General features: G+C 69.4%; 23 protein-coding genes. 3 read left to right on the top strand and 20 right to left on the bottom strand.

From position 1 onward, the window contains the following. Positions 1-18 precede the first annotated feature (18 nt). Positions 19-480: a hypothetical protein gene (locus tag CYJ76_RS03380; protein WP_101849240.1), complete on the top strand. Its 462-nt coding sequence runs from the start codon at positions 19-21 to the stop codon at positions 478-480. Positions 481-630: 150 nt separating this feature from the next. Here CYJ76_RS03380 and truA read toward each other — a convergent pair whose 3' ends face one another. Together truA and CYJ76_RS03370 are read right to left on the bottom strand one after the other, a co-directional pair. Beyond that, positions 631-1,467, bottom strand: coding sequence for a tRNA pseudouridine(38-40) synthase TruA (truA, locus tag CYJ76_RS03375; protein ID WP_101849239.1), 837 nt, complete (start codon positions 1,465-1,467; stop codon positions 631-633). Positions 1,468-1,586: 119 nt separating this feature from the next. Further along, positions 1,587-2,210, bottom strand: a complete 624-nt coding sequence (locus CYJ76_RS03370) for a hypothetical protein (protein WP_101849238.1) — start codon at positions 2,208-2,210, stop codon at positions 1,587-1,589. 193 nt (positions 2,211-2,403) lie between these two features. On the opposite strand from CYJ76_RS03370, the gene CYJ76_RS03365 reads away from it, so the two are divergent. Together CYJ76_RS03365 and CYJ76_RS03360 are read left to right on the top strand one after the other, a co-directional pair. Then, entirely contained in the window at positions 2,404-3,144 is a 741-nt protein-coding gene (locus tag CYJ76_RS03365) for a beta-phosphoglucomutase family hydrolase (RefSeq protein WP_101849237.1), read from the top strand. Next, on the top strand, positions 3,141-5,651 hold the full coding sequence (locus CYJ76_RS03360; protein WP_101849236.1) for a glycoside hydrolase family 65 protein: 2,511 nt from the start codon (positions 3,141-3,143) through the stop codon (positions 5,649-5,651). The genes CYJ76_RS03365 and CYJ76_RS03360 overlap by 4 nt, the downstream gene beginning before the upstream one ends. An 83-nt stretch (positions 5,652-5,734) precedes the next feature. Here CYJ76_RS03360 and rplQ read toward each other — a convergent pair whose 3' ends face one another. The 18 genes from rplQ to rplE form a co-directional block, all read right to left on the bottom strand. Then, a complete protein-coding gene (rplQ, locus tag CYJ76_RS03355; RefSeq protein WP_101849235.1) occupies positions 5,735-6,337 on the bottom strand; it encodes a 50S ribosomal protein L17 in 603 nt (200 codons plus the stop codon). A 74-nt stretch (positions 6,338-6,411) separates the two neighbouring features. Further along, complete coding sequence (locus CYJ76_RS03350) at positions 6,412-7,434, bottom strand: DNA-directed RNA polymerase subunit alpha (protein WP_101849234.1); 1,023 nt, start codon at positions 7,432-7,434, stop codon at positions 6,412-6,414. Positions 7,435-7,594: 160 nt separating this feature from the next. Beyond that, complete coding sequence (rpsD, locus tag CYJ76_RS03345; protein WP_101849233.1) at positions 7,595-8,203, bottom strand: 30S ribosomal protein S4; 609 nt, start codon at positions 8,201-8,203, stop codon at positions 7,595-7,597. Positions 8,204-8,220: 17 nt separating this feature from the next. After that, positions 8,221-8,622, bottom strand: a complete 402-nt coding sequence (rpsK, locus tag CYJ76_RS03340) for a 30S ribosomal protein S11 (RefSeq protein ID WP_070703226.1) — start codon at positions 8,620-8,622, stop codon at positions 8,221-8,223. Between the two features lie 43 nt (positions 8,623-8,665). Beyond that, on the bottom strand, positions 8,666-9,037 hold the full coding sequence (rpsM, locus tag CYJ76_RS03335; RefSeq protein WP_015779995.1) for a 30S ribosomal protein S13: 372 nt from the start codon (positions 9,035-9,037) through the stop codon (positions 8,666-8,668). A 204-nt stretch (positions 9,038-9,241) separates the two neighbouring features. Further along, positions 9,242-9,355 (bottom strand): 50S ribosomal protein L36, encoded by a 114-nt coding sequence (rpmJ, locus tag CYJ76_RS03330; RefSeq protein ID WP_007928044.1) that lies wholly within the window; start codon positions 9,353-9,355, stop codon positions 9,242-9,244. 96 nt (positions 9,356-9,451) lie between these two features. Beyond that, positions 9,452-9,673 carry a translation initiation factor IF-1 gene (gene infA / locus CYJ76_RS03325; RefSeq protein ID WP_015779996.1) on the bottom strand — a complete coding sequence of 74 codons (222 nt, stop codon included), beginning with the start codon at positions 9,671-9,673 and terminating at the stop codon, positions 9,452-9,454. A gap of 167 nt (positions 9,674-9,840) precedes the next feature. Continuing rightward, positions 9,841-10,686 carry a type I methionyl aminopeptidase gene (gene map, locus CYJ76_RS03320; protein WP_083323350.1) on the bottom strand — a complete coding sequence of 282 codons (846 nt, stop codon included), beginning with the start codon at positions 10,684-10,686 and terminating at the stop codon, positions 9,841-9,843. A 1-nt stretch (position 10,687) separates the two neighbouring features. Continuing rightward, positions 10,688-11,269 (bottom strand): adenylate kinase, encoded by a 582-nt coding sequence (locus tag CYJ76_RS03315; protein ID WP_070703227.1) that lies wholly within the window; start codon positions 11,267-11,269, stop codon positions 10,688-10,690. After that, a complete protein-coding gene (secY, locus tag CYJ76_RS03310; protein WP_070703228.1) occupies positions 11,266-12,585 on the bottom strand; it encodes a preprotein translocase subunit SecY in 1,320 nt (439 codons plus the stop codon). Before secY ends, CYJ76_RS03315 begins: the two co-directional genes overlap by 4 nt. A 189-nt stretch (positions 12,586-12,774) precedes the next feature. Further along, positions 12,775-13,263, bottom strand: a complete 489-nt coding sequence (gene rplO, locus CYJ76_RS03305; RefSeq protein ID WP_070705875.1) for a 50S ribosomal protein L15 — start codon at positions 13,261-13,263, stop codon at positions 12,775-12,777. A 2-nt stretch (positions 13,264-13,265) separates the two neighbouring features. Beyond that, positions 13,266-13,448 (bottom strand): 50S ribosomal protein L30, encoded by a 183-nt coding sequence (gene rpmD / locus CYJ76_RS03300; RefSeq protein ID WP_070705874.1) that lies wholly within the window; start codon positions 13,446-13,448, stop codon positions 13,266-13,268. Continuing rightward, positions 13,448-14,158 (bottom strand): 30S ribosomal protein S5, encoded by a 711-nt coding sequence (rpsE, locus tag CYJ76_RS03295; RefSeq protein ID WP_070705873.1) that lies wholly within the window; start codon positions 14,156-14,158, stop codon positions 13,448-13,450. Before rpsE ends, rpmD begins: the two co-directional genes overlap by 1 nt. Before the next feature lie 40 nt (positions 14,159-14,198). Then, entirely contained in the window at positions 14,199-14,573 is a 375-nt protein-coding gene (rplR, locus tag CYJ76_RS03290) for a 50S ribosomal protein L18 (protein WP_070705872.1), read from the bottom strand. 3 nt (positions 14,574-14,576) lie between these two features. Continuing rightward, complete coding sequence (gene rplF / locus CYJ76_RS03285; protein ID WP_070705871.1) at positions 14,577-15,116, bottom strand: 50S ribosomal protein L6; 540 nt, start codon at positions 15,114-15,116, stop codon at positions 14,577-14,579. 26 nt (positions 15,117-15,142) lie between these two features. Then, on the bottom strand, positions 15,143-15,541 hold the full coding sequence (gene rpsH, locus CYJ76_RS03280; RefSeq protein WP_070705870.1) for a 30S ribosomal protein S8: 399 nt from the start codon (positions 15,539-15,541) through the stop codon (positions 15,143-15,145). A gap of 114 nt (positions 15,542-15,655) precedes the next feature. After that, positions 15,656-15,841: a type Z 30S ribosomal protein S14 gene (locus CYJ76_RS03275; protein ID WP_015780006.1), complete on the bottom strand. Its 186-nt coding sequence runs from the start codon at positions 15,839-15,841 to the stop codon at positions 15,656-15,658. Position 15,842: 1 nt separating this feature from the next. Continuing rightward, a complete protein-coding gene (rplE, locus tag CYJ76_RS03270; RefSeq protein WP_070705882.1) occupies positions 15,843-16,415 on the bottom strand; it encodes a 50S ribosomal protein L5 in 573 nt (190 codons plus the stop codon). Between the last annotated feature and the right edge of the window lie 14 nt (positions 16,416-16,429).

Genomic DNA, 16,429 nt, shown 5'->3' with positions numbered 1-16,429 from the left:
ACTTCCAAGGAGATCCCCATGAACACCACCCCGAACGGCATCTCGCGCCGCTCGCTGGCCAAGGGTGCGGCCTGGGCCGCCGCGGCCCCGATGGTCGTGGCGGTCGACGTCCGCAACAACAATGTCGTCACCAACTCGGACTTCCGCGACATCATGGACCGCGCCACCTCGTGGAGCACGGTCTCCAGCTGGGCCGAGGACCCGGTGATGCGCACCGCCCCGGTCGGTTCGTCGCAGGGCACCATCACCTGGAACATGTCCGGCACGCTGCCCGCCAACGGCGCCGACGAGGCGGACCTGCGCATCGGTAGTGGTGACGGCATCTCGGGCCCCCAGCGCTGGAACAACTACTTCACCGTGACCGCCACCTTCCCGAACCTCCCGGTCATCCCGACCCTGGAGAGCATCCTGGCCGGCGACACCAAGCGTGCGTGCACCGGCGTCGACGCCGGCAACGCGAGCCGCGACGGCATCTGGTGATCCCGGACGGTTGCAGTCAGGCCGCCTGACCGCAACCGTCCACCACGAGCAGAGCGCTCGAGCCCTCCGGGTTCGAGCGCTCTGCTCGTCGCCGTCGTCAGGGGCAGCCCCCGAGACCCTCCCGTCAGGCGAGCAATGGACCCTACCCCCTCACGCCAGGGCGTCGCGGGTCGAGCGTGCCTCGGCCTGTCGAGCCGCCCACTGGTCCGCTGGCGGGTAGTCCACCTGCTCCAGCGTGAGGCCGTGGGCTGGCATGACCGTCACGGCCCCGATGCGCTCTCGCCCCTCGAGCACCTCCCGCGGCCACCCCACCTCTCGACGCCCCTCCCCGACGGGCACCACCCCACCCACCAGGGCACGCACCATCGAGTGACAGAAGGCGTCGGCGACCACCGTGCCCTCAATCACCCCATCCGTCCGGCGGGACCATGCGAAGTGCTCCAGTGTGCGCACGGTGGTGGCCCCCTCCCGCCTCTTGCAGAAGGCCGCGAAGTCGTTGAGTCCCTCCAGACGACGAGCTGCGGCGTCCATTGCCTCCACATCGAGCTCGCGGCGATGCCGGACCACAAGCCCCCGCAGGCGTGGGTCCACGTGCTCGGTGCGATCCCACAACAGGTAGCGGTAGTGGCGGCGCAGTGCGCTGAATCGAGCGTCGAAGTCTGCTCCCACCCCCTGCACGCGGTGCACGACCAGGTCCACGGGCAGCACGCCGGCCAGCCGAACCACGAGGGCCTCCTCGGGGGTGCGGTCCGAGCGGCCCGGCACGGCGTCCCAGGCAGCCTGATCCACGTCCACGTGGCACACCGACCCCGTGGCGTGCACCCCGGCATCGGTGCGGCCGGCCACGGTCAACGCCAACGAGTCGGCCCGCAGCACCATGCACAGGGCCTCCTGGAGCTCCTGCTCCACCGTCCGCAGGCCCGGCTGGGCGGCCCATCCGTGGAAGTCGCGGCCGTCATAGGCAAAGTCCAGGCGGAGTCGGGGCATGAGCGCAGGGTAGTGGTTCCGGCGACGCCCGGACCCACGGCGAAGGGGCGCTCCGGCTGAGCCGGAGCGCCCCTTCGACTGACGCTCGCCCGAGGTCAGACCTCAGCGCGAGTGGTCGCTCAGTAGCTGATGAACTGGGCGCCCGTCATCTGCCGAATGGCACCGGAGGTCAGACCCTCGGTCAGCGTGTACTGCAGGGCCACCATGCAGGTGTGCACCGAACCGTCGGGGGCGGTGTAGCTGAGCTCCATGGGGACGGTGATCAGCGCACCCTCCCACGGGTCCGGGGTGACGTTGGTCCCGGCGGAGTCCTCCCAGCGGATGTTGAAGCTGGAGTCCCAACCAACCTGCGCGATCCCAGTGAGGACATTCCCCAACGTGGCAGCACCGGTGAACTCCCGGCCGTCCGCCAACTGCGCCGTCGGAGCCGGGATGTAAGCCTCACCGGAGTTGTTGTGGATCTTGAAGGTCACCGAACCGGTGTAGTTGCAGTCGGACCGCAGGCCGATGTTGTTCGCCTGGTTCACGCGGGTGATCGAACCGCCACCGGTGGTCGAGTAGGTGTGGTTGTCCGTGACGAACCAGCTGGCAGCGGTCTGCGAGCAGTCACCCGCATTGAGCTGCTCATCGGTGAGCTCGCAGGTGGTCGACGCAGCGAGCGTCGGGGCCTGCGAGGCCACGGCCACGGCGGGCGCGGACCAAGCGGCGCCCTTGACGACGGAACGGCGAGTGATCTGGGTCATGGGATCGACTCCTTCTGATGTGGCCGGCAGTGCCGGCAAGGTCTTGGCTCTGGCACCACATTGAACGGTGACAGCGAACGCTATTTCCAACCGTGACAGCGATTTCCACTCCACGGATGTCGAAGCGAGGCGGAGGTGCAGGCGCTGTTCAGCCGCGTGAACAACACTTGCCCGAGCGCCTAGGCTCACCCCCATGCCTTCCCTGCCCGACCTCACGACCCTCAAGGCCGTCCTGTTCGACCTGGATGGCGTTCTCACACCGACCGCCGAGGTGCACCAGCGCGCTTGGGCTGACCTGTTCTCCGCCTTCCTCGCCGAGTACGCCGAGTCGATCGGCACCGAGCAGGCCGCGTGGACCCGGCAGGACTACTTCGACCACCTCGACGGCCGCCCGCGCCTCGACGGCGTGCGTACCGTCCTGAAGGCGCGGGGCATCGACCTCCCGGAGGGGGACGCCTCCGACGGCCCGGACGCCCAGACCGTGCACGGCCTCGCCGCGCGCAAGAACTCCGCCTTCACCACGGCGCTCGAGCGTGACGGCGTGCAGGCCTACCCGGGGTCGGTGCGTCTCCTCGAGCACCTGGCCGCCGCCGGGACCCCGATGGCGGTCGTGTCCTCCTCGGCCAATGCCCCCGCGGTGATGGCAACCGCCGGCATCGACCACTTCTTCGCCGAGGTGGTGGACGGGGCCGTCGCGGCTGCCGAGAAGCTCGCCGGCAAGCCCGCCCCGGACACCTTCCTGCACGCCGCCGAGCGTCTGGGCGCGACCGCGGCGACGTCCGCCGTGCTCGAGGACGCCACCTCCGGCGTGGCCGCCGGCGCGGCCGGGCACTTCGCCCACGTCATCGGTGTGAACCGGGGGGCCGGGCGCCAGGCGCTGCTGGACTCCGGCGCCACCATCGTCGTCGACGACCTCGAGGAGCTGCTGCCGTGAGCCGTTCGCCCGCCGCCACCCTGGACCTGACCCGCTTCCCCACCGACCCGTGGGCGCTGGTGGAGACCCGTCACGACGACGAGGACCTCGGCGTCACCGAGACGCTGTTCGCCGTCGGCAACGGATACCTCGGCATGCGCGGGAACCCCGAGGAGGGCCGCGAGGCCCACGTCCACGGCACCTTCGTCAACGGCTTCCACGAGACCTGGCGGATCAAGCACGCCGAGGAGGCCTTCGGCTTCGCCCGCGAGGGGCAGACGATCGTCAACGCCCCGGACGCCAAGCTCATGAAGCTCTACGTCGACGACGAGCCGTTCATCGTGGCCACCGCCGACCTCGAGGGCTACGAGCGCCGGCTCGACCTGCGCGAGGGCGTGCTGCGCCGGGAGGTCGTGTGGCGCACGGCCGCCGGCAAACGGGTGCGGGTGCGCTCCGAGCGCATGGTCTCCTTCGCCGAGCGCCACGTGGCCCTGATGCGGCTGGAGGTCGAGATGCTCTCCGGCGAGGCCGCGATCACCGTCTCCAGTCAGGTGCTGAACCGGCAGGACGGCACCGACGAGTACCACGTCGACGCCGAGGCGATGGGGGGCGGCTTCGACCCCCGCAAGAGCACGGTCTTCACCCACCGCGTGCTGCAGCCCCAGTCGCAGGAGTCCACGCAGCGTCGTCTCCTGCAGGGGTGGCGCACCGCGTCCTCGGGCATGACGCTCGGGGTGGGCGTGGAGCACCACCACCGGTGCGACGCCGACGTGCAGGTGGGCCAGGTGCTGGATGCCGACCAGTCCAAGCAGGTGTACACCGTGCGGCTGGCCGAGGGGCAGTCCCTGACGGTGGACAAGTGGGCAGTGTACCACTCCTCCACCGGGGTGCCGTGTGGCGAGCTGCTCGACCGCTGCCACCGCACCCTCGACCGGGTCACCGCCGACGGCTACGAGGCCGTGCAGGCCGCCCAGACCGCGTGGCTGGCGGACTTCTGGGAGAACTGCGACGTCGAGCTGCCCGGCCAGCCCGAGTTGCAGCAGGCCGTGCGCTTCACCCTCTTCTCCCTGGCCCAGGCCGCCGGCCGGGCCGACCGGGAGGGCGTGCCGGCCAAGGGCGTCACCGGCAGCGGCTACGAGGGCCACTACTTCTGGGACACCGAGGCGTACGTCGTGCCCTTCCTCACCTACACGATGCCACACCTGGCCCGCAACGCGCTGCAGTTCCGCGCGCGGATGCTGCCCGCCGCCCGCCGCCGGGCGCAGGAGATGGCCTTGGAGGGCGCCCTCTTCCCCTGGCGCACCATCAACGGCGAGGAGGCCAGCGCCTACTACGCGGCCGGCACCGCGCAGTACCACATCGACGCCGACGTCGCCTACGCCCTGAGCAAGTACCTGGACGCCACCGGTGACGACGCCTTCGCCCACGGCGACGCCCTGGACCTGCTGGTGGAGACCGCCCGCATGTGGGCCGACCTGGGCTTCTGGCGCGACGGCGCCGAGCCGAGCTTCCACATCCACGGCGTCACCGGGCCGGACGAGTACACCACCGTGGTGAACAACAACCTGTTCACCAACGTGATGGCCCGGTACAACCTGGAGCGGGCCGCCGCGGCGCTGGAGCACCTGGCGACCCACGCGCCGCAGGCCCACGCGGTGGCCATGCAGCGCCTGGACGTGCACCCCGACGAGCCGGCCGAGTGGACCCGGGCCGCGGCGGCCATGCACATCCCGTACGACGAGGGCCTGGGCATCCACCCCCAGGATGAGCACTTCCTGGACCGCGAGGTGTGGGACCTGGCCGCCACCCCGCCGGAGAAGCACCCGCTGCTGCTGAACTACCACCCGCTGGTGATCTACCGCTACCAGGTGCTCAAGCAGGCGGACGTCGTTCTGGCCCTGTTCCTGCAAGGTGACCGGTTCACCGCCCAGGAGAAGCGGGCCGACTTCGACTACTACGACCCCATCACCACCGGTGACTCGACCCTGTCGGCGGTCGTGCAGTCCATCGTCGCCGCCGAGGTGGGCCACCGCGAGCTGGCGCTGGACTACTTCCACCGCGCCCTGATGGTCGACCTGACCGACGCCCACGCCAACACCGTGGACGGCATGCACATCGCCTCCTCCGGCGGGGTGTGGACCGGGCTGGTGTTCGGCTTCGGCGGGATGCGAGCACAGGACGACGGCCTGCACTTTGACCCGCGCCTGCCCCGGGAGTGGCCCGAGCTCGTGTTTCGCGTCCGGTGGCGGGGTTCCCGAATGCGGTGCCGGGTGCTGCCGCAGGCGATGGAGTTCCACGCCGAGGACGGCCCGGCCACCGAGGGACAGCCGGTCACGGTCCACGTGCGCGGCCACGCCGTGGAGGTCGGCGCCGAGGCGGTCACCGTGCCACTGGACGGTCAGGGTCCGGTGGTCTCGGACGTGCTGCGCCCCGGCGACCACTCCGGGCTGCAGCGCGCCGACGGATCGACGATGACGGTGAGCACCCCGGACACCCCGGTGGCCTCCCGGGACCGCTCGGCGGACTGACCGCCCCCCGACGAGGACCCACGCCCGCACGACGAAGCCCCCCACCAGTCGGTGGGGGGCTTCCTCGTGCGTCGAGCGGGGACTCAGGCCTTGTCGCCCTCGGCCTGGTCCTGCACCTCGGCGTCGGCGGCCACGGCGGCGTCCGCGGCATCCACGGTCTCGGTGGTGGCCTCGGCCTGGACCTCGGGGGTCTCGGCGGTGTCCTCGACCGGCACGGCGGCCGACGCGGCATCCACCTCGGCGGCCTGTTCGTCGGCGGACGCGGCGTCCTTGCGGGCGGCGTTCTCCGTCGCCCGGGTCGCCTCGGTCACGACGGCCTTGCGGGCCACCGGCTCGCGCACGAGCTCGATGACGGCCATCGGGGCCTTGTCGCCGTTGCGCGGGGCCAGCTTGACGATGCGGGTGTAGCCACCCTCACGGTCGGCCACGTCCGGGGCGATCTCGGTGAACAGCTTGTGCACCACGGACTTGTCGCGGATGACGGTCATGACCTTGCGACGGTTGTGCAGGTCACCCTTCTTGGCGAAGGTGATCATCCGCTCGGCCAGCGGGCGCAGGCGCTTGGCCTTGGCCTCGGTGGTGGTGATGCGGTCGTGCTCGAACAGCTGGGTGGCCAGGCCGGCCAGCAGCAGCCGCTCGTGCGCCGGGCCGGAACCCAGGCGCGGGCCCTTCTTGGGGGTAGGCATGTGAATTCTCCTGTGCTTTCCACGTGTCAGCGACGCCCGCGGCGCGGTCGTCGGATGTCACTGCGGCGGACCGGTCAGTACTGCTCGTCCTCGAGCACCGCCTCGGCCTCCTCGTCGTCGTCCTCACGGTCGAGGACGATGGTCGAGGGGTCGAAGTCGGCGGGGGTGTCCTTCAGGGCCAGGCCGAGCTTGTGGAGCTCCACCTGCACCTCGTCGATGGACTTGTTGCCGAAGTTGCGGATGTCGAGCAGGTCCGCCTGGCTGCGCGCCACGAGCTCACCCACGGTGTGGATGCCCTCGCGCTTCAGGCAGTTGTAGGAACGCACCGACAGGTTGAGGTCCTCCACCGGCAGCGCCAGGTCGGCGGCCAGCGAGGCGTCCGTCTGCACGGTGCCCATCTCGATGCCCTCGGCCTCGACGTTGAGGTCGCGCGCCAGACCGAAGAGCTCCACCAGCGTCTTGCCGGCGGACGCCATGGCGTCGGCCGGGGACATGGAGTTCTTGGTCTCGACGTCGACGACCAGCTTGTCGAAGTCGGTGCGCTGCTCGACGCGGGTGGCCTCCACCTTGTAGGTGACGGACAGCACCGGCGAGTAGATGGAGTCGACCGGGATCCGGCCGATCTCCTGCTCGCCGCCCTTGTTCTGCTGCGCCGAGACGTAGCCGCGGCCACGCTCGATGGTGAGCTCGAGGTCGATCGCGCCCTCGTCGTTCAGCGAACCCAGGTACAGGTCGGGGTTGTGCACCTCGACGCCGGCCGGGCAGCTGATGTCGGCCGCGGTCATCTCGCCGGCCCCCTGCTTGCGCAGGTAGGCCACCACGGGCTCGTCGTGCTCCGAGGAGACGACCAGGCCCTTGATGTTGAGGATGAGCTCGGTGACGTCCTCCTTCACACCGGGGACGGTGGAGAACTCGTGCAGCACGCCGTCGATGCGGATGCTGGTCACCGCCGCACCGGGGATGCTCGAGAGCAGGGTGCGACGCAGGGAGTTGCCGAGGGTGTAGCCGAAGCCGGGCTCCAGCGGCTCGATGGTGAACCGGGAACGGGCCTCGGAGACCTTCTCCTCGGAGAGGGTGGGGCGCTGTGCAATGAGCACGTGTGTTCCTTTCCGCGCAGCGACCGCTATATGACGCTGCTCGCAGTGACACCCGACGCACGCGTCGGGCCGGGGGTGCCGGTGGCATCTGTCGACCACCGGCACCGGTGCACCGGGGCCGTGGGGACGGCCGGGGTGCGGAGGCGACCGGAGTCGCTGATCAGTTCTTGGAGTAGAGCTCCACGATGAGCTGCTCGTTCAGAACGGTGTCGATCTGCTCGCGCATGGGGCGGTCGAAGATCAGGATGCGCAGCGAGCCGGGGACGACCTTCATCCAGGCCGGGACCGGGCGCTCACCGAAGGTCTCGCGCGCGATCTCGAACGGCTGGGTCTCCACGGACTTCGGGCGCACGTCGATGATGTCGAACTTCGTCACCTGGATCGACGGCACGTCGACGCGCTGGCCGTTGACCAGGAAGTGACCGTGGGTCACCAGCTGGCGGGCGGCACGGCGGGTCGGCGCGAGGCCGGCGCGGTAGATGACGTTGTCCAGACGCGACTCGAGGATGGTCAGCAGGTTGTCACCGGTCTTGCCGGGGCGGCGGGCCGCCTCGGCGTAGTAGCGACGGAACTGCTTCTCCATGACGCCGTACATGAAGCGGGCCTTCTGCTTCTCCTGCAGCTGGGCCAGGTACTCCTTCTCCTGCGTCCGGCGACGCCCGTGCATGCCGGGCGGGTACGGACGCGCGTCGAAGCTCTTGTCGTCGCCGACGAGGTCGACCTTGAGACGGCGGGACTTCTTGGTGATGGGGCCGGTGTAGCGAGCCATGATTCAGTCCTTTCCTCTCAGAACCGACGACGCTTGGGCGGGCGGACACCGTTGTGCGCGATGGGCGTCACATCGGAGATGGAGCCGACCTCCAGGCCGGTCGCGGTGAGGGAGCGGATGGCGGTCTCGCGACCGGGGCCCGGGCCCTTCACGAACACGTCGACCTTCTTCATGCCGTGCTCCATGGCACGACGGGCAGCGGCCTCGGCGGCCATCTGCGCGGCGTAGGGGGTCGACTTGCGCGAGCCCTTGAAGCCGACCTGGCCGGCGGAGGCCCACGAGATCACGGCGCCGCTGGGGTCCGTGATCGAGATGATGGTGTTGTTGAACGTCGAGCGGATGTGCGCGTGGCCAGCCGCGACGTTCTTCTTGACACGACGGCGCGTGCGCGAGGCCGCGGCGCGGGTCTTGGGGGGCATGTGTACTCCTACCTAGAGCTGGGGGGTGAGGCCGAGCCGGGGCTCAGGCCTTCTTCTTGCCGGAGACGGTCTTCTTCGGGCCCTTGCGCGTGCGCGCGTTGGTCTTGGTGCGCTGACCACGCACCGGCAGACCACGACGGTGGCGCAGACCCTGGTAGCTGCCGATCTCGACCTTGCGGCGGATGTCGGCGGCCACCTCACGGCGGAGGTCACCCTCGAGCTGGAAGTTGCCCTCGAGGAAGTCACGCAGAGCGACGAGCTGCTCGTCGTTCAGGTCCTTCACCCGGGTGGAGCGGTCGATACCGCAGGCCTCGACGGCCTGCAGGGCGCGGGTGCGACCCACGCCGAAGATGTACGTGAGGCCGATCTCGACGCGCTTGTCGCGCGGGAGGTCGACACCGATGAGACGTGCCATCGTGTTCCTTCTGGTTGTCGTGGAGGTCTGGTGCACCACCAGCCCGGTGTGCCACTGCCTCGGATGATCCAGTGGTCCCGGTCCCCGGCCTCCACGCCGGGGGTGACGTCCCGCAGCTCTGCGGGGGTCGGGTGGTGCGAGTTGCTCAGTGCCTTCGCCCCCGGTGCGGGGGCGTGCGATCCGTGTCGCGTGCGGTGAGGTGCGTCAGCCCTGGCGCTGCTTGTGGCGCAGGTTGTCGCAGATCACCATGACCCGGCCGTTGCGGCGGATCACCTTGCACTTGTCACAGATCTTCTTGACGCTCGGCTGAACCTTCATGTGCCAGTGCCTTCGGATCGTGCGTGCACGCCCACCGGTGGGACCGGCAGGCGTGGACGGTGCGGATGGGGTGAGTGCTGAAGGGCCCGGAGACCCTCAGCGGTGGCGGAAGACGATGCGACCGCGGGACAGGTCGTACGGGCTGAGCTCCACCACCACACGGTCCTCGGGGAGGATCCGGATGTAGTGCTGTCGCATCTTGCCCGAGATGTGGGCGAGGACCACGTGACCGTTCGTCAGCTCCACGCGGAACATCGCGTTCGGCAGAGCCTCGACGATCGTGCCCTCAACCTCGATGACGCCGTCCTTCTTGGCCATGTCCTCCACTACTCACTTGGTCGGCCTCCCCCCTGCTGGGTTCGGCCATAGACGACGGGCTCGTGGGCCACTGGACGTGGACGCACGGGTGCCCGGCCGGTCAGCCTAACGCAGAACCCCGCCCGGAGACGAATCCGGGGCGGGGTCGGGCTGCGTGTGGCCGGCGGTCAGTCCCCCAGGGGTGCGTAGCGCGCACCGGCCTCGGCCAGGCCGGCCGCTCCCCCGTCGAGCTCGGTGAGCACCCAGAGCCCGTCGGCCGTCACGGCCACGGTGTTCTCCCAGTGCGCGGCGCGGGAGGCGTCGGTCGTCACCACGGTCCAGTCGTCGGACAGCGTGCGGGTGCGCGCCGATCCGAGCGTCACCATCGGCTCCACGGCCACGGTGAGGCCCTCGGAGACGCGATCGCTCGTGCCGCGGCTGCTGAACATCGGGATCCACGGGTCCATGTGCATCTCCCGCCCGATGCCGTGACCGCCGTAGTCCTCGACGAGCCCGTAGGTGAGTCCGCGCTCCTCCTCGCGCTCCTCGAGCAGGTCCTGGATCGCGTCGCCGATGTCGAACACGCGGCCCCCGGGACGCAGCGCCCCGATGCCGTGCCACATGGCCAGGCGGGTGTCCTCCACGAGGGCGTCGATCGCCGTGTCCGCGGGCGCCCCGGGCACCACCCACGACCGGGCGGCGTCACCGTGCCACCCGTCCAGGATGGCCCCGCAGTCCACGCTCACCAGGTCACCCGCCTCGAGGCGCCGTTCGCCGGGGATGCCGTGCACGACCTCCTCGTTGACACTCACGCACAGCGAGGCGGGGAAGCCCTGGTAGCCCTTGAAGCTGGGCACCGCACCGTCGCCGCGGATCAGGTCCTCGGCGACGGCGTCGAGCTCGGCGGTCGTGCGGCCGGGGGCCAGGGCCTGCCCCACGGCCTCGAGGGTGCGCGCCACCACCAGCCCGGCGCGGCGCATGGCCAGCACCTGCTCGGGCGTCTTGCCGGGCAGCCGTTTCCCCCGTCGGAGCACGTCAGGCCCTGCCGGTGGCCGCGTCGAGCGCCTCGTTGATGCGGGTGGCGACCTCGTCGACCTCGCCGAGACCGTCCACACGGCGCAGCAGGCCACGCTTCTCGTAGGCGTCGCTCAGCGGGGCGGTCTGCTCGGCGTACACGTCCATGCGGTGGCGGACCACCTCCTCGGTGTCGTCCACGCGGCCCTCGATCTCGGCACGCTTGAGCAGGCGCTGGACGACCTCCTCGGTGTCCACCACGAGCTCGAGCACGACGTCCAGCGACTGGCCGGTCGCGGAGAGCATCGTGTCCAGGGCCTCCACCTGGCCGAGGTTGCGGGGGTAGCCGTCCAGGAGGAAGCCCTCCTGCGCATCGGCCTGCGAGAGGCGGTCGGCGACGATGCGGTTGGTCAGCTCGTCGGGGACCAGGCCACCGGAGGCGGTGATCTCCTTGACCTGCTCCCCCAGCGGGGTGCCGGCCTTGATGTTGGCGCGGAAGATGTCGCCGGTGGAGATGGCCGGGATGCCGTAGCGCTCGGCGATGCCGGAGGCCTGGGTGCCCTTGCCGGCCCCGGGGGGGCCGAGGATGATCATGCGGGTCATCGGAGGAATCCTTCGTACTCGTGCTGCTGCAACTTCGACTCGATCTGCTTGACGGTCTGCAGACCCACGCCCACGACGATGAGCAGCGAGGCACCGCCGAACGGGAAGTCACCGATCGACCCGAGGCGGTCGAGGGCGAAGAGCGGGATGAGGGACAGGATGCCCAGGTACAGGGCGCCGGGCACCGTGATGCGGTTGAGCACGTAGCGCAGGTACTGTGCGGTCGGACGGCCCGCCCGGACACCCGGCACGAAGCCGCCGTAGCGCTTCATGGAGTCCGCGACGTCGTCCGGGTCGAACGTGATCGACGTGTAGAAGAACGTGAAGAAGATGATGAGCGTGACGTAGATGGCCACGTAGATCGGGTCGGTGCTCATCTGCAGGTGGCGCGACACCCACTCCACCCAGGCCGGCGGACGGGTGCCGTCGTTGGGCGTCTGGAACTGGGCCACCATCATCGGCAGCATGAGGATGGAGCTGGCGAAGATGATGGGGATGACGTTCGCCATGTTCATCTTCAGCGGGATGTAGGTGGAGGTGCCCCCGTACATGCGGCGACCCACCATCCGCTTGGCGTACTGCACCGGGATGCGGCGCGTGCACTGCTCGACGAACACCACGACGGTCAGGATCGCCAGGCCCAGCAGCAGCACCAGGACGAACTTGTCCCAGCCACGGTCCTTGATGGCCCACAGCGAGGCCGGGAAGCCGGCGGCGATGGACGTGAAGATGAGCAGCGACATGCCGTTGCCCACGCCCTTCTCGGTGATGAGCTCGCCCAGCCACATGATGAGGCCGGTGGCGGCGGTCAGCGTGAGCACCAGGAGGCTGACGCTCCACAGGGAGTCGTCGTGCATGACGGTCGGGCACTGCATGGGCGTGCCGCCGAAGAGCTGGCTGGGGTTGCGCGCGAAGCTGATGAGCGTGGTCGACTGCAGGACCGCCAGACCGATGGTGAGATAGCGCGTGTACTGCGTCATCTTGGCCTGGCCCGCCGCCCCCTCCTGCTTGAGGCGCTCGAAGTGCGGGATCACCACGGTGAGCAGCTGCACGATGATGCTCGCGGTGATGTAGGGCATGATCCCCAGCGCGAAGATCGACAGCTGCAGCAGCGCTCCACCGGAGAACATGTTGGTCAGCCCGAGCAACGAGTTGCTCCCCGACCCCAGAGACTGGCACTTCTGCACCAGCTGGTAGTCGATCCCCGGGGCCGGCACGTGCGAGCCCAGGCGGAAGAGGGCCATGATGCCCAGGGTGAACAGCAACTTGCCACGCAGGTCTGGCGTCAGGAACGCCCGACCGAATGAGCTGAGCACGAAACCTCCTGTGGGCCGACCCGCGGCGGCCGTCCGGTCGGGCGTGCCGGCGGGCACGACCTGCGGGTGACGTGGGCCGCCGTCCGGCGACGACCCCTGGGGCGCACGTGGCGCCAGAAGACCCTAACACCAGCAGGGCCCCGCACCGTCGGTGACGGTGCGGGGCCCTGTGCGTCGGGTCCGAGGACCTCAGCGGGTGGTGGTGGAACCGCCCGCGGCCACGATCTTCTGCTCGGCGGAGGCCGAGAACTTGTCGGCGGTCAGGTTGACCGCCACAGTGATCTCGCCGGTGCCCAGCACCTTGACGGGCTGGCCCTTGCGCACCAGACCGGCCTCGACCAGGGAGTCGACGGTGACGTCGCCGCCCTGCGGGAAGTGCGTGGCGATCTGGTCCACGTTCACGACCTGGTAGGTCACCTTGAACGGGTTCTTGAAGCCACGGAGCTTCGGCAGACGCATGTGCATCGGCGTCTGGCCACCCTCGAACCGCTCGGGCACCTGGTAACGAGCCTTCGTTCCCTTGGTACCGCGACCGGCGGTCTTGCCCTTCGAGGCCTCACCACGACCCACGCGGGTCTTGGCCTTCTTGGCACCGGGGGCCGGACGGAGGTCGTGGACCTTCAGCGGCGACTCGGTCGCCTCGGTGGTCTCCACCTCGACAGTGTTCTTGTCGGCCATCGTCAGTTCACCTCCTCCATCGTCACCAGGTGGGTGACGCTCTTGACCATGCCACGGATCTCCGGGCGGTCCTGCTTCTCGACCGTGTGGCCGATCCGCTTCAGGCCCAGGCTGCGCAGCGTCTCACGGTGCTGCGGCTTGGCGCCGATGGCGGAACGGACCTGGGTCACCTTGAGCGTGGCCATCAGGCCCCCTCTCCGGCAGCCGCGGCGCGGGCGCGCAGCAGGGCCGCGGGAGCGACGTCCTCGAGCGGCAGGCCACGGCGCGCGGCCACGGCCTCCGGCTGCTCGAGCTGCTTCAGCGCCTGCACCGTGGCGTGCACAATGTTGATCTGGTTGTCCGAACCCAGCGACTTGGTCAGCACGTCGTGGATGCCGGCGCACTCCAGCACGGCGCGGACCGGGCCACCGGCGATCACACCGGTACCGGGCGCGGCCGGGCGCAGCATGACGATGCCGGCGGCGTCCTCACCCTGGGTCGGGTGCGGGATGGTGCCACCGATGCGCGGGACGCGGAAGAAGTTCTTCTTCGCCTCCTCGACGCCCTTGGAGATCGCCAGCGGCACCTCCTTGGCCTTGCCGTAGCCGACGCCGACGTTGCCGTCGCCGTCACCCACCACGACCAGGGCGGTGAAGCTGAAGCGACGACCACCCTTCACGACCTTGGCGACACGGTTGATGGTGACGACGCGCTCGAGGTACTGGTTGCCCTCGTCGCGACCGCCGTCGCGGCCACCGCGCCCGCGGCCGCCGTCACGGCCACCACGGTCGTTGCGACCCTGACCGCGGCCACCGCGGTTGTTGCGGTCGTTGGACCGCTCGTTGGTGCGGTCACCGGCGGTGGTCTTCTGGGCCTCCGCGCCGGTGAGCTCGCCTCCCTGCTGAGTCTCAGCCATCAGAGGTCCTTTCCCTGGGTTGCACGGGTGTTCTCGGTCATCACAGCGTCAGACCACCCTCACGGGCACCGTCCGCGACGGCGGCGATTCGACCGGCGTAGCGGTTGCCACCACGGTCGAACACGACGGCCTCGACACCAGCGGCCTTGGCACGCTCGGCGACGAGCTCGCCGACCTTGCGGGCCTTGGCGGACTTGTCCATCTCGGCGCCACGCAGCTCGGTCTCCATGGTGGAGGCCGACGCCAGGGTCTTGCCCTGCACGTCGTCGATCACCTGGACGAACATGTGGCGGCTCGAGCGGTGCACCGCCAGGCGCGGACGCTCGGCGGTGCCGGAGACCTTCTTGCGCAGGCGGGCGTGGCGACGGTCGCGCGAGGCGACGGAGCCCTTGGGGCGCTTCACGATCTTTGCCATGGCTTACTTACCAGCCTTTCCGACCTTGCGGCGGATGTGCTCGCCCTCGTAGCGCACACCCTTGGCCTTGTACGGGTCGGGCTTGCGCAGCTTGCGGATGTTGGCGGCGACCTCACCCACGAGCTGCTTGTCGATACCGCTCACGGAGAACTTGGTGGGGCTCTCCACGGCGAAGGTGATGCCCTCGGGGGCCTTCACCAGGATCGGGTGCGAGTAGCCGAGCGCGAACTCGAGGTCCGAGCCCTTGGCCACCACGCGGTAACCGGTGCCGTTGATCTCGAGGGTCTTGGAGTAGCCCTCGGTCACGCCGGTCACCATGTTCTGCACCAGGCTGCGGCTCAGACCGTGACGGGCGCGGGAGTCGCGCTCGTCGTCCGGGCGGGACAGCTCCACAGCACCCTCGTCGTTCTTCGCGGCCGTGATCGGCGCAGGGATCGTGGTGGTCAGCTCGCCCTTCGGGCCCTTGACCTTCACGTCCTGGCCGTCGATGGTCACGTCGACACCACTGGGCACAGTGACGGGAAGACGTCCAATACGAGACATTCTCTAGTTCCTTCCTCGTCCTGGGCTCACCAGACGTAGGCGAGGACTTCCCCGCCCACGCCCTTGGCTGCAGCCTGCTTGTCGGTCAGAAGGCCCGAGGAGGTCGACAGGATCGCGATGCCCAGGCCACCCAGGACCTTCGGCAGGTTCGTCGACTTGGCGTACACACGGAGACCGGGCTTGGACACCCGGCGCACACCCGCGATGGAACGCTCACGGTTCGGGCCGTACTTCAGGGAGATGACGAGGGTCTTGCCGACCTCCGCCTCCTCCTCGCTCCACTCGCCGATGTAGCCCTCGGTCTTGAGGATGTCGGCGATGTGGGCCTTCAGCTTCGAGAACGGCATGCGGACCTCGTCGTGCTGCGCCGAGTTGGCGTTGCGCACGCGGGTCAGCATGTCCGCGATCGGATCAGTCATGGTCATGGGCAGTCGCGCCCTTCCTCATCCTGGTTTCGCCGGGTGGAACGGGGGTGCGTTCCCGCGGCGCCGCAGCGCACCCGGGGACCTGTGATGGAGTGGAGTGGATTCAGAACGTGGTCACCAAGAGGACTTGGTGACGCCCGGGAGCTGGCCGGCGTGGGCCATCTCGCGCAGGCAGATGCGGCACAGGCCGAACTTGCGGTACACGGAGTGCGGACGGCCGCACCGCTGGCACCGCGTGTAGGCACGCACGGCGAACTTCTGCTTCTTCGCGGCCTTGTTCTTCAGAGCGGTCTTCGCCACGTCAGTTCTCCTTGAACGGGAAGCCCAGAGCGCGCAGCAGCGCACGGCCCTCGTCGTCGGTCTCGGCGGTGGTCACGACCGTGATGTCCATGCCGCGGACGCGGTCGATCTTGTCCTGGTCGATCTCGTGGAACATGGACTGCTCCGTGAGACCGAAGGTGTAGTTGCCCTTGCCGTCGAACTGCTTCGGGGAGAGGCCGCGGAAGTCACGGATACGGGGCAGGGCCACCGACACCAGACGGTCCAGGAACTCCCACATGCGGTCGCCACGCAGGGTGACGTTCGCACCGATCGGCATGCCCTCACGCAGCTTGAACTGCGCGATGGACTTCTTGGCACGGTTCACGCGCGGCTTCTGACCGGTGATGGTGGTCAGGTCGCGGATGGCGCCGTCGATGAGCTTGGAGTCGCGGGCGGCCTCGCCCACGCCCATGTTCACGACGACCTTGGTGACGCCGGGGATCTGCATCACGTTGGCGTAGCCGAACTCGGACTTCAGCGCGTCGCGGATCTCGGAGCGGTAGCGCTCCTTCAGACGGGGCGCCGGGCGCTCGGCCGCGGTCTGCTCGGTCATCTCGGTGGTCTCAC

Source organism: Kytococcus schroeteri, assembly GCF_002847825.1.
GTDB lineage: Bacteria > Actinomycetota > Actinomycetes > Actinomycetales > Dermatophilaceae > Kytococcus > Kytococcus schroeteri.
This window is presented reverse-complemented; position numbering and strand designations above follow the sequence as displayed.

Bases quoted from the DNA above. Each gene is read 5' to 3' on its own strand.
- truA (WP_101849239.1), bottom strand. From the start codon at position 1,467: ATGCCCCGACTCCGCCTGGACTTTGCCTATGACGGCCGCGACTTCCAC.
- CYJ76_RS03365 (WP_101849237.1), top strand. From the start codon at position 2,404: ATGCCTTCCCTGCCCGACCTCACGACCCTCAAGGCCGTCCTGTTCGAC.
- rpsM (WP_015779995.1), bottom strand. From the start codon at position 9,037: ATGGCACGTCTCATCGGTGTCGACCTCCCGCGCGACAAGCGCGTCGAG.
- rplF (WP_070705871.1), bottom strand. From the start codon at position 15,116: ATGTCTCGTATTGGACGTCTTCCCGTCACTGTGCCCAGTGGTGTCGAC.
- rpsH (WP_070705870.1), bottom strand. From the start codon at position 15,541: ATGACCATGACTGATCCGATCGCGGACATGCTGACCCGCGTGCGCAAC.
- CYJ76_RS03315 (WP_070703227.1), bottom strand. From the start codon at position 11,269: ATGACCCGCATGATCATCCTCGGCCCCCCCGGGGCCGGCAAGGGCACC.
- CYJ76_RS03380 (WP_101849240.1), top strand. From the start codon at position 19: ATGAACACCACCCCGAACGGCATCTCGCGCCGCTCGCTGGCCAAGGGT.
- rpsD (WP_101849233.1), bottom strand. From the start codon at position 8,203: ATGGCTCGCTACACCGGCCCCATCACCAAGAAGTCCCGCCGTCTCAAG.
- infA (WP_015779996.1), bottom strand. From the start codon at position 9,673: ATGGCCAAGAAGGACGGCGTCATCGAGGTTGAGGGCACGATCGTCGAG.
- rplR (WP_070705872.1), bottom strand. From the start codon at position 14,573: ATGGCAAAGATCGTGAAGCGCCCCAAGGGCTCCGTCGCCTCGCGCGAC.
- rplO (WP_070705875.1), bottom strand. From the start codon at position 13,263: ATGGCCGACAAGAACACTGTCGAGGTGGAGACCACCGAGGCGACCGAG.
- rpmJ (WP_007928044.1), bottom strand. From the start codon at position 9,355: ATGAAGGTTCAGCCGAGCGTCAAGAAGATCTGTGACAAGTGCAAGGTG.
- rplE (WP_070705882.1), bottom strand. From the start codon at position 16,415: ATGACCGAGCAGACCGCGGCCGAGCGCCCGGCGCCCCGTCTGAAGGAG.
- rpmD (WP_070705874.1), bottom strand. From the start codon at position 13,448: ATGGCCACGCTCAAGGTGACCCAGGTCCGTTCCGCCATCGGCGCCAAG.
- CYJ76_RS03370 (WP_101849238.1), bottom strand. From the start codon at position 2,210: ATGACCCAGATCACTCGCCGTTCCGTCGTCAAGGGCGCCGCTTGGTCC.
- rpsE (WP_070705873.1), bottom strand. From the start codon at position 14,158: ATGGCTGAGACTCAGCAGGGAGGCGAGCTCACCGGCGCGGAGGCCCAG.
- rpsK (WP_070703226.1), bottom strand. From the start codon at position 8,622: ATGCCCCCCAAGACCCGCGCCGCGGCCTCGCGCACGCGCCGTCGTGTC.
- rplQ (WP_101849235.1), bottom strand. From the start codon at position 6,337: ATGCCTACCCCCAAGAAGGGCCCGCGCCTGGGTTCCGGCCCGGCGCAC.